Here is a 13,158-nt window from a genome sequence, read left to right on the forward strand (position 1 = left end):
ATGGAGAATCCAAATCAGGGTCAGTCCCCATTCCAATTCCAGCAGCAAAATCAGCATGAGAGCGGGCAGCAACAGCCGAATCCATATCAAAGCCCTTATTCAAATCCGTATCCATACCAGAACCAGTATCAGAACCAAACTCAGGGCTATAGTCAAGCCGGAAACCCGGCCCAAGGCTACACGCCCCAAACCAAGCCAGTTGATGCTCAGTTTTATGCGTTGCTGGAGAAGCTCCAAGCGGTGGATTTTGTGTTGGTGGAGCTGAATTTGTATCTGGATACGCACCCAGATGATTTACAGGCTATCGAACAGTTCAATAAGCTGACGCAGGAAAGAACGGCGATTGCTAACGAGTATCAGATGCTATATGGGCCTTTACAAAATTTTGGCCGTGCTTATTCCAAGTATCCTTGGGAGTGGAGTCAATCCCCTTGGCCGTGGCAGGTCTAGGTAGGTATAACCTTTTATAAAGGAGGAACATGAATGTGGGTATATGAGAAAAAACTGCAATATCCCGTACGTGTCAGCAAATGTGATCCTCATATGGCCAAACTGCTTATGGAGCAGTATGGTGGAGCGGATGGCGAGCTGGCAGCGGCATTGCGCTATCTGAATCAGCGCTATACGATTCCCGATAAGGTAATTGGCGTACTGAACGACATAGGCACGGAGGAATTCGTACATAGTTGTTATCGTTCATGTTTTGGTCCATCCAAGTTATCAATCATGTGTTTGGCAATTTCGGAAAAAGTTTAATATCAAAATCATCAATGGTCTCAGGTCTTGACCAATGGCCCCGAACAGTTTTTTTATACAGAGCAAGTTCAAGAACAGTTTTTAGGAGTTCGTTTTTCTTGGCCGGATCTTCCGTCTTATCATACACATCTAAGACCTTTTCACATTTAGGTATAATATCCTTTTTAGCTTCATTTCTCTTTAACTCAAGATCAAGTTCCGCTTGAGTCTTTTTTAATTTCTCTTCACCCTCTTGGATGCGTGTGGATATATTCTGAGATCGCTCTAAAAAAACTTCAACAGTGTATACCTTCTTTTCTAGTAGATCGTGTAAAGAACTCTGCTGTTTCTGTAATTCAACTAGGGCCTCCTTAGCATTTTTAACTAATAGCTCTTTTGTTTTTAATACATCCTCATTGCTACTGTCTTGGGGCTTGTTGTTGTCCCATTCTGCTCTGTAATCTTCCAGCCATTTCGCTAATCCTTCAAGAATTCGTTTTTCTACCATATGGAGGGGAGCACTAACATTTGTGCACATAGGAGTGTTGCAGACAAGGGTAGGCGCTTGATTGCGCGCATACGGCCTACGCACCATGCGTCGTCCACAGACTTCACAAACTACTATTCCTGCTAAAGAACTTGCTATAATACCTCTTGGAGTCGCTGGATGGTTACGGTTTTTTAAAATTTGGTGAGCTTTATCCCATATTTCCTCTGAAACTAACGCCTCGTGTTTTCCATCTACTAATATCCATTCTTCCTGAGGGGCTCTTGGACGCGACTTAGTTATCGCCCCTAGTTTCCGACTTTTTTTTTCTTTACGTCTGTTCCAGGCTATTTTGCCTTTGTATACTGGGTTACGAATAATCCCATTTATTGTGGTAATTGTCCATACACTATTTTTTGCTGTTGGGACCCCCATTTCATTCAGTTTTTTTGCAATAAGCCCCATCCCTATTCCGCCCGAGGTATATAGATCGAATATCATTTTTACTATAGGTGCTTGTTCAGGATTAGGGACAAGTGTATTACCTTTCTCATTTTCCAATTTAGCTTTATCGTATCCATAGGGAGGAATGTTCCCTACAAAATTGCCTTCGCGCACTGAATCAATTCGGCCCCGTTGCTGCCGACGATTAATAGTTTTATACTCTCTGCGCGACATAAAGAGACCAAATTCAAAATATTCCTCATCAAATTCATTATCAGGATCGTATGTCTTGACAGGTGTTATGATTTTAGTTTGGCTATACTTAAATGTTTGAGCGATTATCCCTTGATCTATGGTGTCCCCACGAGCTAATCTCTCTATCTCCATAACCAAAACCCCTGTCCATAAGCCTTCCTCTATTTCTCTCAGAAGATGTTGTATGACGGGACGCTGGGCGATTGTCTCTCCCGATACAATTTCTCTGTACACTTTGGTTATGTTTAGCTTGAGGCGGCTAGCCAAATCAAATAAGGCCCGTTCATGACGAGCCAGTGTTTCTCCTTCTCCACGTGCCTCTGCATCCAGATCAGCACGCGACTTGCGTAAATAGATGCAGTAATTACCCATTTGAGAAATCAACTTGTTATAAAGTTCGTCTGTCACTTTTTACCTCCTTGGAACATTACTCTTTCATCTTCCGCCATGCTGCAACTGCGGCAGCGGCAACTTCTTTTTCTGAATTGGACCAATCTTGGCCAAATGAATTTATATTTTGAAAAGCCGGAAGGTCGGTTCGTCCTAATAAATAATCAGTGCTTACCTCTAATTCATCCGCCATTTTAGTGAGTGTAATTGTATCAGGGTCACGATAGTTTCTTTCATAATTAGAAAGAACGTTATTACCAATTCCTATTTTTTGGGCAAAAAATATTTGAGACCATCCTTTGCGCATCCGTTCTTTTTTTATTCGTTCGCCCAAACCCATTTTCCAACCGCCTTTAGCCGTTATTTTCATTCAATACTATCAAAAATCAACATAACGTTAAACTAATGTAACGAAAAGTGTAAAAAAGTATTGACTTACACGTTACGTGTAAATATAATTGGATTATGAATTACACGTTACGTGTAAAAAGGTGGTGTTACTTTTGTTGGTACACAGTAAAATCAGAGACTTGCGAAAATCCAAAGGCATGACGCAGACATTCGTTGCACAAGAAGTGGGGATATCTGCGCAAAGCTACAACATGAAAGAGTGGGGGGAAAGAAATATTACAGCAATTGAATTGGCGAAAATAGCCAAGGTATTAGACGTGCCAATGGAATATTTTTTTGAGGAGAATTTACACGTAAAGTGTAATAACTCTGATGCTACAAAGGGGGTCGTATAAACAATGGCTGTCCCACTGGAAAAGGAGCATACACATACTCTTAGGAGGGATGCGGGTATGCAAGGGAAACTGCCAACAGGGAACGTTGTAGAAACCTACACGTTCGGTCAGACGAGAGTCAGCATATGCGATGATTTCGTCGCCCGGACACCTGGAGAGATACAGAAAATAATTAGAGATATGCATCTTGTAGGGTGGGAAATTCTTAGAGAGGGCTCCTGCTCACAAGAAGTAGAACGCGAAGCCGATTAGGCTTCCCGTGGTGGACAAGCCCGTGGATAGAGGAAACCCGCCGTATCGGTACCGACAACAGCGGGTGAGGGGAAAGTCATTTGATATGGGGAAGAACCTTACAACTCAATATTAGCATCGTGGGCATTACCTTCCCATTCCAATTTGGAATATTTTTAATATTTTTTGGAAGGAGGTGGAGGGTTTGAAGTTTGGAGCTATCATGCAGGCTTGCCGAGAACGAGCTGGGTTGACCCAAGAGGAAATGGCTGCTCGGCTTGATCGAACTCAGGCTTGCATTAGTAAATACGAAAATGACCACAAGGTTCCTGACATGGGTACCATGCTTCAGTGGGCAGAGATTACCGGGGCACGTGAGGTTGTGGTTGCTTTCCTTTATGGTATGGACGGACTACAAATTGTAATGAACTTGAAAAGGAGAATGACTGTATGACAAGAGAAACACTCGCAGCAGAAGCGCTACAAGCTGGAATGAATTCATTACATAACTTGCGCTTAATTCAAAGTAATCCGGATGTAATGATTCCTGGAAAGCTGGGTAACGCAGAGGAATATTTAAATCGCATGATTCGATTTGCGGAAGTAGAAATGAAAAATGCCCGCCGGCTAGGGCGGACACTCACTTTGAGAACTCGACTAAAGTCTCTTGTGCTGCTTATTTTATCTCCTTCTGCGGCAGAAAGCAAGGGTGAGCGTGTATGACACAGCAAATGGCAGAAAAAATCATTCGGAATTACGCTACATCCGCCCGAGCGCTGCGCGAAAATACAGCCGCGCTAACTGCTTCTCTTTCTTCGGGATTGCCCGAACCGGAGCAACTGAACCGGATATGGGCCGAACGCGATGCGGTTTATATGCAATGGTCCAATGCAGCGGCAAGCCTTAGGGAGCTGCCTTCGGAATATTCTGCACGATTGCTATGTGAGATTGAGCAGTTGCCAGCAATTTAGGACAAGCTGGCAACGGACAGGCCATGTCGGCCTTGTCTTCCGGCGTCGGACGGTAACATAACCTACTCCCGTTCGGCGTCGGAAGATGCGGCTGACGCATCCAAGGTGGTGGCGGAACACTGATCCAAGGGAATCAAAAGGGGCGTAAGCCTGCAACACCTTCCCTCGCCCACCTTAAATTACATAGGAAGGAGGATGCCTCGTGCAAGTGATTCAATCTATAACCATTGCCACGATTCCAGCTTTTGTTTTCGCGGTTGGCGGTGAGCACAATGACCGCGAGATCATTGAGATCAAGCGAGTTGGTGAAGAAGACGCAAGCCATTGTCATTCAGAATATTGGGTGCTTGATGAAAACGAAGAACTGATTGTTAGCATCGAGAATGCCCCAGTGATCGTCGAGTACCGACAGATCGCGGAACATGATGAAGAGGCTACTGCCAATGGGTGATATTGCAGACATGATGCTTGACGGCCTGCTTTGTGAACGCTGTGGGGAGCTTATCGACGGTGAGGAACCGGGATATCCACGGCTTTGCGAAGATTGTGAAAATGAAAAATGACCCGTCGCACCGGGTCACCTTGAACATTGAAAACTAAATATTTGCTTGCCCTCATCTTAGCATGGTGAGGGCTTCCAAACAAGGAGGATGTTATGGGAAAACCATCTACTGCTATTGCGGTTGATCTTACTAATGAATCTGTTGAAGCTTCTGTCCGTCCTGCTCTGCATTACACACCTGCTGTCCTATCTGTTTCAGGGAAGTTCGGCAGTGTGGAGTTATTAGCGGATGATGAGCAGCTCGCACTTATTGGCGATGCCATCAATCAACATTTAAGAGCAAAGGAGCAAAGCGCATGAGACAGATCATTTTGCAGTCCCTGACCCTCAGTAATTTTAAGGGGTTAAGGGACTTTGTGCTGGAGACGGATGGCGAGAGCGTGTCCCTGTTTGGTGACAATGCCACAGGTAAGACAACGCTGTTTGATTCCTTCGTTTGGCTGTTGTTCCACAAGGATTCTAACAATCGGACAGATTTTGAAATCAAAGAGTTGGACGAGAATGGACAAGTTGTTCAGCATGGGCTTGAGCATACGGTCGAGGCAGTGTTGTTCGTAGATCGTCGTCGCCGGACGTTCAAAAAGATTTTTACCGAAAAGTGGACGAAAAAGCGTGGCTCCGCAACGGCTGAATTTACAGGCCATAACACGAGTTATTATGTCGATGATGTGCCGAAGAAACTAAACGAGTACAAGGCTGAGGTAGACGGACTGATCAGCGAGGACATTTTCAAACTCCTTACCAATCCTGCTTACTTCAATGAAAAGCTAAAACCGGATGCCCGCCGCAAGGTGCTGCTGGATGTATGCGGCAACCTTACGGATGCGGAAGTCATTGCCAGCAATAATGAACTGGCCCCGTTAGCTGACATCTTGGGTGATCGCTCAATTGCTGACCATAAAAAGGTTGTTGAAGCACAGCGGCGTGAGATCAATAAGGAACTGGAGAAAATCCCGATCCGCATCGATGAAGCTCGGCGTACTATGCCGGATACATCCGATCTGGACGCTGAACTGTTGGCAGAGGACATTGAAACTTTACGCAGCAGAGTAGATACCAAGACAGCCGAACTCAACCGGATACAGTCCGGTGGAGAAGTATCGGTCAAGGAGATCCGCTTGCGAGAGATCAATGCCGAGTTGATTGATATTCAGCAACGAATCCAATTGGATGGATTGCAAGCTGTAAACGATCAACGTGAACAAGTCATGAGGCTTCGTGGCGAAGCGTCTGACCTGCAAGCTCGGTTATCTGCTGGTCTGCGCGAGGTTGAGCAGTATAAGCGACAAATTGAACGCGCTGAGAGTCAGACCGCACGATTAAAAGAAGAATGGCATGCTGCAAACGGCCTAGAATTTCCTGTTCACGAGCATCAGCACGACAAGAACTGTCCGACATGCGGACAAGCCCTTCCGGCTGATCAGGTTCAGGCTGCCCAAGATAAAGAGCTGGAGGACTTTAATTTATCCAAGTCACAGCGGCTCGAGCGGATTTCCGAAGAAGGCAAGGCTGCTGCTGAAGAAACGAGAACCCTCAAAAATTCGATGTTTAAAGTCGAAGAGGGGATGACCGAATTGGAGCAGAAACTGGCCGCAAAGAAAGCGGAAGTATCGGCCGCTGAAGCAAAGCTGTCCGATCTGCAAGCTGCGGTCGCTGATCCGACAGAGAACCCCCAGTACCAAGCTAAACAGCAGGAAGCAGCTAATATCCAGACGGAGATCGAAAAGCTTCGTTCTTCTTCTACCGACGCTGTTACTGCTGTACAGTCAGAAATTCGTGTCTTGCGGGCGCAGATTGCTGACCTGGAGGCCGACAAGGCCAAAATCGAGCAGGCAGCAGCAACCGAGAAGCGTATCGCAGAGCTGACAGCGCAGGAGCGGAAACTGGCTGCCGAATATGAGCGTCTTGAACATGAATTGTTCTTAACGGAGGAATTTACACGGTCTAAGGTTTCCCTGCTGGAATCCAAGATCAATAGCAAATTCCGATACGCACGGTTCCGGTTGTTTAAACCGCAGCTTAACGGTGGACTGGAAGATGTGTGCGACACGCTGTACAACGGGGTTCCCTACGAGGGCGGTCTAAACAATGCAGCCCGGATAAATGTCGGTCTAGACATCATTAACACGCTTGGACAGCATTACGGCTTCTCCGCCCCGATCTTCGTGGACAACGCTGAGGCGGTAACCCAATTGATAGATACAGAAGCCCAAATGATTCGTCTGGTTGTTCCCCCAGCATTCAACAGTTTGCCAGAAGAAGTACAGGAAGAACTCAGTAAACAACATGGCAGTTACGAAGAAGCTGAAGCTGCTTGGAGAGACAGAAACAAGCAACTCCGTCTGGAACATAACAATATGCAGGAGGCAATCTAATGAGCGATTTTTCAACAGTTTTATCGAAGGTGAACGACAACTATTTTCCTATGATTGAGCGGCAGCTCACCGGAAATGGCATACAAATGGACCAGTATTCCAAGTCATGCGTTATTAATGCCATTTCATCGATCAACAATGCTTTGGATGCTAAAGGTATCACTTGGAACGATGACCAATTGGATCGCAGTAATATCACACAAACCCTTATCCAAGTGGCTTCCCTAAAGCTTAACGCGGCAGCCAGTCCCAGGGAAGTGTTTTTCCAAGTGAGAAACATTAAAGTCAAGGGTCCTGACAATAAGGATATTTGGAAGAAGCAAGTTGAAATGGGCATTGAGGGTGATGGAAACGATGCTATTCTCGCCCGTTTCGGTCGGGACGTGAAGAAGGTTGGACAGTTCTGGCTTGTCCGGGAGGGCGATGACTTCACTTATCCTGTTTACACCGGATTTGATGTGGTCCCTCCAAAATGGACGCCGAAGGGTAAGGGCGACGTTATCCGGATTGTTTACCCAATTATGAAGGCGGATAATACGGTGGAATTTCATATTGCCGAGCGGGATGATGTTTCCCGTAACCTGATTGCCCATATGAGCAATAACATGATGAATGAAACCTTTGGTGTTTGTGCTGATCGCTTCAAAGCAACGCCAGATCAACGTAAGCAGATTGCTTCTCGTAAGTCTGAAATTATCCAAAAAGCAAAATCCCTTGGTCTTGCTGCTCTGGATGATCCAGACTTACAACCTTATATCAGCCCTGCTTGGACAGAACCGCAGAGCCGCGAAGGTATGTTGATTCGCAAGATGCGGAATAACGTTGTGAAGAAGATTCCTAAAGACTTCGGACATGCCTTTATAGAGCTTACTTACCAAGAGGCTGCTGATGAAACCTATGGGGAAGTTCAACGGGAAATTGCTGAGAATGCCAACAGAACCGTCATTGACGTTGATCCTGAGCCTGTTTCTGAACATCGGCATCAACCAGAACAACAGCATGGCATACCCGAAGGACACGAGCCCAAGCCAACTTCTAATCCAGAGACTGAACCACTACAGCAACAGCGTTCGATGGACTTCGGTGATGAAGGTACGGGCGGCCCTGAGTCCTGGTGATTGAGATTACTTCCTACGGCTCCAGCAGTGCAGGCAATGCTTACCGGATAACGGATGGACATACGCCTCTGCTGCTGGAGGCGGGTCTTAAATATAAGGAACTACAGCGTGCATTGTCCTTTCGGGTGTCGGAGCTGTCTGGTTGTCTAATAAGCCATGAGCATGGCGACCACAGCATGGCAGTAAAGGATTTAGTCCGTGCAGGGGTGGACATTTACACCAGCCAAGGCACAGCGGACGCACTCAAGCTCACAGGCCATCATATCCGGCCTGTTTCAGCGTTACAGCAGTTCACGGTTGGCACGTGGACGATTCTACCGTTCGACGTACAGCACGATGCAGCTGAACCGTTGGGCTTCCTGCTGGCTAATACAGCAGGGGACAAGCTTCTCTTTGCCACAGACACCTATTACATTAAGCATCGTTTTGTTGGTCTTACTCACATCATGGTCGAGTGCAATTATTCTATTAAAACTCTTAATCAAAATATCGCCGCTGGCCGTGTGCCGGCGGTTCTCAAAAATCGTCTGCTACGGTCGCACTTTAGCCTTGAGAACGTAAAGGAGTTCCTGAAGGCGAACGACATGCGGCGTGTACAGGAAATTCATTTGCTGCATCTGTCAGACAACAACAGTGATGAGGAGTTTTTCAAACGCGAGATCATGGCGCTGACAGGCAAGCAGGTTTATGTAGCGGGAAGGTGATCGCATGGACGACCTTACGGGCAGACCACTTTTGCGCAGCATGGTAGGCCCACGCATTTGGGCTTTGTTTGATACCGATCCAGCAGCCTTTAAGCGGGAGGTTGTCGCTTACTTTGCACGAGGATATCCCGGTTGGACAGTCGTCAAGGTCGTGGAGCCTATCATATTCCTGCGAGATGACCGGAATCCAAAGAAATAACAGGAGGTTATGTATGGCGCAGCTTAAAGAGGTTTCCGTTGGTTTTACATTTACAAAGAATCTCGGCAATTATCAGTCGTTACGGGTTGATGCAGGTTTAGTCGTGTCTTTGGCCCCAGGAGACAATCCGCAGGCTGTTTATGCGGATGCTTGGAAGACAGCCAAGCAGCAGGTCAAGCAAGGCATTGAGGCTGTAAAGGGTGAGGTGTATTGAGTAATCCGGTTCAGCTCGATCTATTTGCTACAGACGACCCTACGCACGTCCTCAACGGAATGTACTACGAGAAGAAGACGAATAAGTTTGTTTCTTTCGTTAAGGGCCTAAGGCACTTTGAAGTAACTCCAAGTCGCTGCTTGGGCGATGAGGCTTGGAAGGAAAAAACGATGAAGGAGCGTGCCATATGAGTACCGTTGAATTTGATGTGAAGGCCAAAAAGAAGGAGCTGTTGGATGTGTTTTGTCGTGAGTTCGACAAAGCGCAGAACGAAGGTCGTGAGTCAATGGGAACATTCATTGAAAGCATGGCTTACTTACTCGGGAGTCATATCCCTGTGGCAGCAAATGAAGTCGACTGCGGCCTCATGCTTATGGGAGTAGTCAACTCAGTGACGGACGGAATGCAGGATAGTATGCAGGCTTTGGGTTCCAGAGGGACTCTAACTAAAATCATAAAAACGCACTAATGGCTGATACGGCTACGGGAGGGGGAGACACAATGACCGAGACAGCCAGACCAACCCTTTCCGGGCTTTTGGAGCAGTTTGAAGCCATTGGAGGCCCGGAGGAGTTCGGTCCCGAGGGGATAGCGATAATGGTAGCTCTATGGCAACGAAGCAGTAAATTAGGCTGGCGCAGATCATTCAAAATGACAAATGCAGATTTGATGCTACGAACGGGATTCAGAAATCGCGAAACCCTGAATAAGCATCGAGGCAAGTTGGTTGAGGCAGGTCTGATTGGTTATATTCCACCGCCGAGAGGTAGTGCGAGAGGAGACTATTCTATCAGATTTGATTCGATAGTTGTCAGCGAAGTAGACGAAAATCTTGACTACTTCGAGGGGGTTGTCAAAGAAGTAGTCGAAAATTCTGACAGCTTTAACGGTGATAATCCAAAAGTGGTCAACGAAGTTGTCCAAAATCTTGACCACTTACAAAAAGTAGTCGATGAAGTAGTCAAAAATCCTGACACTGTATTAAAAGATCTTTCTTCTTCTACTGCTTCTACTTCTGCTGCTACAGCATGTGCGCATGAATCGGAGTATGAATCGTTCTACGCTGCTCATGAGCGAGTGTTTGGTTTTTCCTGTAATCCATACCAAAGCAGCGCGCTGGGGAAGTATATCGACGAAGATGGCATGGAAGAAGCAGTTGTTATACGAGCGCTTGAACGTGCAGCTCTAGTTTCCACGGGGCCAAGCTTCCCGCTTATAACCCGGATTTTGAACGATTATCTTGCTGGCAAGGCGCTCACACTGGACGCAGCAAAAGCCTTTGATGCTGCCTATGATGCCAAACGAGCATTGCCAGCATATACGGGGCCACCAACACGACCACAGCAACCGACAAGGCAGCAACAGAGAACGAATGATTTACAACAACGGCTGAAGGAGGAGGAAGCGCGTGAACAGAGCGGACGTAATGCGACTGTTTATCGTCATTAGCGAAAGCTATCCTGCTTTTGACACTAGCCCCGAAAATGAGGAGCGCCACTTAAAATATTTGCGCGATATACCGTTCGAGGTGGCTATTCAAAACGTCGAACAGCACATCATGACCAACAAATTCTACCCGACCATTGCGGAAATCCGTGGTCGGTTGGGCGAACAGATAGAGCGTGATCGGTTGCGAGCTGAGACGGCGGGATACTTCGCAGAGCGTGAAGCCGCACGACAAAGAGCTTGTCCTCCACCATTGGGCTGGAAGGAGGACATTCTTGAACGTCTTAGAAAATCTTGAGCTGCCCTACAACTTGGAAACAGAGCAGGCAGTGCTTGGAGCCATGCTACTTGATGCCGATTCGGTGGAGATTGCAACCAGCCAACTTGGGCCTGACGCTTTCTATGGTGCAGGGCATCAACTAATTTACCAAGCGCTTGCGGATTTGCATTCGGCACAGGAACCGATTGACCTTGTAACTGTAACAAACCAATTGCAAAACAACGGACAGCTTACAGACGTGGGCGGCGTTAGCTACCTTTCACAACTAGCACAAGGTGTCCCTACCGCAGCGAATACCGGGTACTACGTTTCCCAACTAGAAGATGCGGCGATTCGTCGAGAGTTTATCCGGACAAGCTTGTTACAGATTCAGCAGGCAGCGGCAGGAAAAGAGGTTCCGCAGCTCCTTGCGAGTATGCAAAATACAGCGAACAAATTATCTGATCGTGCAGCACCTGAACAAGACTTCAAACGGGTTAGAGATGTGCTGATTGAGGTGGTGGAGTCTTCGGAAATACGGTTCGACAATTTCAAGAACGGAACCGTAACCGGTCTACAAACAGGCTTTACGGATTTGGATAGCATTACAGCGGGTTTGCAAAACAGTGATCTAATCATAGTCGCTGCTCGCCCATCCGTTGGTAAAACGGCGTTTGCTCTTAATGTTGCACAAAACGTAGCTGTGAGAACACCTGACCCAGTTGCTGTGTTCAGTTTGGAAATGTCGGCAGCTCAGCTCGTTCAGCGGATGGTTTGCGCAGAGGGGAATCTTGACGCAAGTAAGATGCGTATGGGCGACTTTGCCGAGGAAGACTGGGGCAAGATTGCTGCTGCTACTGGTGTACTTGGTGCGACCAACATCATGATTGACGACACGCCAGGCATAACGGTGCATGAGATTCGAGCCAAGTGTCGCCGTTTGAAAAAGCAGGAGGGACTTGCGTTGGTTGTGATTGACTACCTTCAGCTCATTCAAGGTCGTGGGAAGTCTAGCGAGAACCGGCAGCAGGAGGTATCGGAAATATCACGGACCTTGAAGCAGTTAGCTCGCGAATTGGATGTTCCTGTTATTGCCCTGTCCCAGCTCAGCCGGGCGGTGGAGCAACGCCAGGACAAGCGTCCGATGATGAGTGACCTTCGGGAATCTGGCTCCATTGAGCAAGATGCAGATATCGTTGCGTTTCTGTACCGGGATGATTACTACAACCAGGACACCGAGAAGAAGAACATCATCGAGATTATCATAGGCAAGCAGCGGAACGGCCCGGTCGGTACGGTGGAATTAGTGTTCCTGAAGCAATACAACAAGTTCGCGAATTATGAACGAGCACATTCGGAATATGAACCGGCTGCATCACAGCCGCCAAAAAATACAGACAAGCGCCGCTGGGCGCACTGAGGGAGGAACGGGCATGGGGAGCGAGCAATTTTACGGCTTTTGTTATCCGGTTGCTGGTGAGTGGCACACACCGTCAGTAACACTTTCTTCTCCAGAAGAAGTATACGGATATACGCAATTGCACGGAAAAACTGGGATGTTTCAGGAGGTACGGGTTACAGACTCAGGTGATCATATTGTTGTTCAAATGATCGACGGTAAATATGTATGGCCGGAAGAGTGGAAGCAGCTTAATAAGGAGGATTCAGGGCATGGGGAAACCAACACGGCCAGCGCGACCAACGCGTAAGCAGAAGGAGGAAATGCAAGCATGGAAGCTCAAGCCTAGTTCGTGGCTTGTGGTGCTTGATACGGATTTGGAAATGGTGTTAATCAGCAAGTCCGGTCTTAAAAAGCGGATCATTCGGCGGGGGGCCTAATGGGCAGTCCATGGAGTCGCTGGTCGGTTTTTGAATACATGAAACACCGCTATATACGGACTGGACAAGTTCCTGATGAATCGGAATTACTCGAGGAGTTCCCAAGTATAGTGCGGGTGGAACTGGATGAAGGGGTGGCTGAATTTCACTCCATCGTTTCTTGCAAGAAAGAGGGGAAGAACA

General features: G+C 47.2%; 21 protein-coding genes and 1 pseudogene. 20 read left to right on the forward strand and 2 right to left on the reverse strand.

The window, feature by feature from the left end; genetic code table 11:
* Window positions 1-450, forward strand: coding sequence for a spore coat protein CotJB (locus ACL9RM_RS20505; protein ID WP_323873151.1), 450 nt, complete (start codon window positions 1-3; stop codon window positions 448-450).
* Window positions 451-483: 33 nt separating this feature from the next.
* Window positions 484-684: pseudogene (locus tag ACL9RM_RS20510) on the forward strand (manganese catalase family protein); the annotation flags it as partial.
* Between the two features lie 40 nt (window positions 685-724).
* Here ACL9RM_RS20510 and ACL9RM_RS20515 read toward each other — a convergent pair.
* Complete coding sequence (locus ACL9RM_RS20515) at window positions 725-2,329, reverse strand: recombinase family protein (protein ID WP_414126461.1); 1,605 nt, start codon at window positions 2,327-2,329, stop codon at window positions 725-727.
* 19 nt (window positions 2,330-2,348) lie between these two features.
* Window positions 2,349-2,651 carry a helix-turn-helix domain-containing protein gene (locus ACL9RM_RS20520; protein WP_414126462.1) on the reverse strand — a complete coding sequence of 101 codons (303 nt, stop codon included), beginning with the start codon at window positions 2,649-2,651 and terminating at the stop codon, window positions 2,349-2,351.
* 163 nt (window positions 2,652-2,814) lie between these two features.
* Here ACL9RM_RS20520 and ACL9RM_RS20525 point away from each other — a divergent pair, with 163 nt between their 5' ends.
* The 18 genes from ACL9RM_RS20525 to ACL9RM_RS20610 all read left to right on the forward strand — a co-directional run bounded on the left by ACL9RM_RS20525 (window position 2,815) and on the right by ACL9RM_RS20610 (window position 12,975).
* On the forward strand, window positions 2,815-3,057 hold the full coding sequence (locus ACL9RM_RS20525) for a helix-turn-helix domain-containing protein (protein ID WP_414126463.1): 243 nt from the start codon (window positions 2,815-2,817) through the stop codon (window positions 3,055-3,057).
* A 436-nt stretch (window positions 3,058-3,493) separates the two neighbouring features.
* Entirely contained in the window at window positions 3,494-3,742 is a 249-nt protein-coding gene (locus tag ACL9RM_RS20530) for a helix-turn-helix domain-containing protein (RefSeq protein WP_414126464.1), read from the forward strand.
* Complete coding sequence (locus ACL9RM_RS20535; RefSeq protein WP_414126465.1) at window positions 3,739-4,011, forward strand: hypothetical protein; 273 nt, start codon at window positions 3,739-3,741, stop codon at window positions 4,009-4,011. The genes ACL9RM_RS20530 and ACL9RM_RS20535 overlap by 4 nt, the downstream gene beginning before the upstream one ends.
* 8 nt (window positions 4,012-4,019) lie before the next feature.
* Window positions 4,020-4,259, forward strand: coding sequence for a hypothetical protein (locus ACL9RM_RS20540; protein ID WP_422759388.1), 240 nt, complete (start codon window positions 4,020-4,022; stop codon window positions 4,257-4,259).
* 202 nt (window positions 4,260-4,461) lie between these two features.
* On the forward strand, window positions 4,462-4,710 hold the full coding sequence (locus ACL9RM_RS20545; protein ID WP_414126467.1) for a hypothetical protein: 249 nt from the start codon (window positions 4,462-4,464) through the stop codon (window positions 4,708-4,710).
* A 204-nt stretch (window positions 4,711-4,914) separates the two neighbouring features.
* A complete protein-coding gene (locus tag ACL9RM_RS20550) occupies window positions 4,915-5,121 on the forward strand; it encodes a hypothetical protein (protein ID WP_414126468.1) in 207 nt (68 codons plus the stop codon).
* The gene (locus ACL9RM_RS20555; protein ID WP_414126469.1) at window positions 5,118-7,196 is read left to right on the forward strand and encodes an AAA family ATPase; all 2,079 of its coding nucleotides are present in this window, start codon (window positions 5,118-5,120) and stop codon (window positions 7,194-7,196) included. Before ACL9RM_RS20550 ends, ACL9RM_RS20555 begins: the two co-directional genes overlap by 4 nt.
* On the forward strand, window positions 7,196-8,314 hold the full coding sequence (locus tag ACL9RM_RS20560) for a hypothetical protein (protein WP_414126470.1): 1,119 nt from the start codon (window positions 7,196-7,198) through the stop codon (window positions 8,312-8,314). The genes ACL9RM_RS20555 and ACL9RM_RS20560 overlap by 1 nt, the downstream gene beginning before the upstream one ends.
* The gene (locus ACL9RM_RS20565) at window positions 8,311-9,018 is read left to right on the forward strand and encodes an MBL fold metallo-hydrolase (protein WP_414126471.1); all 708 of its coding nucleotides are present in this window, start codon (window positions 8,311-8,313) and stop codon (window positions 9,016-9,018) included. The genes ACL9RM_RS20560 and ACL9RM_RS20565 overlap by 4 nt, the downstream gene beginning before the upstream one ends.
* Window positions 9,019-9,022: 4 nt before the next feature.
* Complete coding sequence (locus ACL9RM_RS20570) at window positions 9,023-9,217, forward strand: hypothetical protein (protein WP_414126472.1); 195 nt, start codon at window positions 9,023-9,025, stop codon at window positions 9,215-9,217.
* 13 nt (window positions 9,218-9,230) lie between these two features.
* A complete protein-coding gene (locus tag ACL9RM_RS20575) occupies window positions 9,231-9,431 on the forward strand; it encodes a hypothetical protein (protein WP_414126473.1) in 201 nt (66 codons plus the stop codon).
* On the forward strand, window positions 9,428-9,622 hold the full coding sequence (locus ACL9RM_RS20580) for a hypothetical protein (RefSeq protein ID WP_414126474.1): 195 nt from the start codon (window positions 9,428-9,430) through the stop codon (window positions 9,620-9,622). The genes ACL9RM_RS20575 and ACL9RM_RS20580 overlap by 4 nt, the downstream gene beginning before the upstream one ends.
* Window positions 9,619-9,900 (forward strand): hypothetical protein, encoded by a 282-nt coding sequence (locus ACL9RM_RS20585; RefSeq protein WP_165150389.1) that lies wholly within the window; start codon window positions 9,619-9,621, stop codon window positions 9,898-9,900. Before ACL9RM_RS20580 ends, ACL9RM_RS20585 begins: the two co-directional genes overlap by 4 nt.
* Window positions 9,901-9,932: 32 nt before the next feature.
* Window positions 9,933-10,880 carry a hypothetical protein gene (locus ACL9RM_RS20590; RefSeq protein ID WP_414126475.1) on the forward strand — a complete coding sequence of 316 codons (948 nt, stop codon included), beginning with the start codon at window positions 9,933-9,935 and terminating at the stop codon, window positions 10,878-10,880.
* On the forward strand, window positions 10,840-11,175 hold the full coding sequence (locus ACL9RM_RS20595; RefSeq protein WP_414126476.1) for a hypothetical protein: 336 nt from the start codon (window positions 10,840-10,842) through the stop codon (window positions 11,173-11,175). The genes ACL9RM_RS20590 and ACL9RM_RS20595 overlap by 41 nt, the downstream gene beginning before the upstream one ends.
* On the forward strand, window positions 11,153-12,556 hold the full coding sequence (gene dnaB, locus ACL9RM_RS20600; protein WP_414126477.1) for a replicative DNA helicase: 1,404 nt from the start codon (window positions 11,153-11,155) through the stop codon (window positions 12,554-12,556). Before ACL9RM_RS20595 ends, dnaB begins: the two co-directional genes overlap by 23 nt.
* Window positions 12,557-12,569: 13 nt before the next feature.
* Window positions 12,570-12,845 (forward strand): hypothetical protein, encoded by a 276-nt coding sequence (locus tag ACL9RM_RS20605; RefSeq protein ID WP_414126478.1) that lies wholly within the window; start codon window positions 12,570-12,572, stop codon window positions 12,843-12,845.
* On the forward strand, window positions 12,808-12,975 hold the full coding sequence (locus ACL9RM_RS20610) for a DUF6906 family protein (protein WP_414126479.1): 168 nt from the start codon (window positions 12,808-12,810) through the stop codon (window positions 12,973-12,975). Before ACL9RM_RS20605 ends, ACL9RM_RS20610 begins: the two co-directional genes overlap by 38 nt.
* Window positions 12,976-13,158 lie beyond the last annotated feature (183 nt).

Origin of the sequence: Paenibacillus sp. S29, from assembly GCF_049319765.1 — a bacterium.
GTDB lineage: Bacteria > Bacillota > Bacilli > Paenibacillales > Paenibacillaceae > Paenibacillus > Paenibacillus polymyxa_B.

Excerpts from the sequence above, each read along its gene's own strand:
- ACL9RM_RS20555 (WP_414126469.1), top strand. The coding sequence starts at position 5,118 with ATGAGACAGATCATTTTGCAGTCCCTGACCCTCAGTAATTTTAAGGGG.
- ACL9RM_RS20610 (WP_414126479.1), top strand. The coding sequence starts at position 12,808 with ATGGGGAAACCAACACGGCCAGCGCGACCAACGCGTAAGCAGAAGGAG.
- ACL9RM_RS20535 (WP_414126465.1), top strand. The coding sequence starts at position 3,739 with ATGACAAGAGAAACACTCGCAGCAGAAGCGCTACAAGCTGGAATGAAT.
- ACL9RM_RS20520 (WP_414126462.1), bottom strand. The coding sequence starts at position 2,651 with ATGGGTTTGGGCGAACGAATAAAAAAAGAACGGATGCGCAAAGGATGG.
- ACL9RM_RS20540 (WP_422759388.1), top strand. The coding sequence starts at position 4,020 with ATGGCAGAAAAAATCATTCGGAATTACGCTACATCCGCCCGAGCGCTG.
- ACL9RM_RS20585 (WP_165150389.1), top strand. The coding sequence starts at position 9,619 with ATGAGTACCGTTGAATTTGATGTGAAGGCCAAAAAGAAGGAGCTGTTG.
- ACL9RM_RS20605 (WP_414126478.1), top strand. The coding sequence starts at position 12,570 with ATGGGGAGCGAGCAATTTTACGGCTTTTGTTATCCGGTTGCTGGTGAG.
- ACL9RM_RS20550 (WP_414126468.1), top strand. The coding sequence starts at position 4,915 with ATGGGAAAACCATCTACTGCTATTGCGGTTGATCTTACTAATGAATCT.
- ACL9RM_RS20590 (WP_414126475.1), top strand. The coding sequence starts at position 9,933 with ATGACCGAGACAGCCAGACCAACCCTTTCCGGGCTTTTGGAGCAGTTT.
- ACL9RM_RS20575 (WP_414126473.1), top strand. The coding sequence starts at position 9,231 with ATGGCGCAGCTTAAAGAGGTTTCCGTTGGTTTTACATTTACAAAGAAT.
- ACL9RM_RS20505 (WP_323873151.1), top strand. The coding sequence starts at position 1 with ATGGAGAATCCAAATCAGGGTCAGTCCCCATTCCAATTCCAGCAGCAA.
- ACL9RM_RS20570 (WP_414126472.1), top strand. The coding sequence starts at position 9,023 with ATGGACGACCTTACGGGCAGACCACTTTTGCGCAGCATGGTAGGCCCA.
- ACL9RM_RS20560 (WP_414126470.1), top strand. The coding sequence starts at position 7,196 with ATGAGCGATTTTTCAACAGTTTTATCGAAGGTGAACGACAACTATTTT.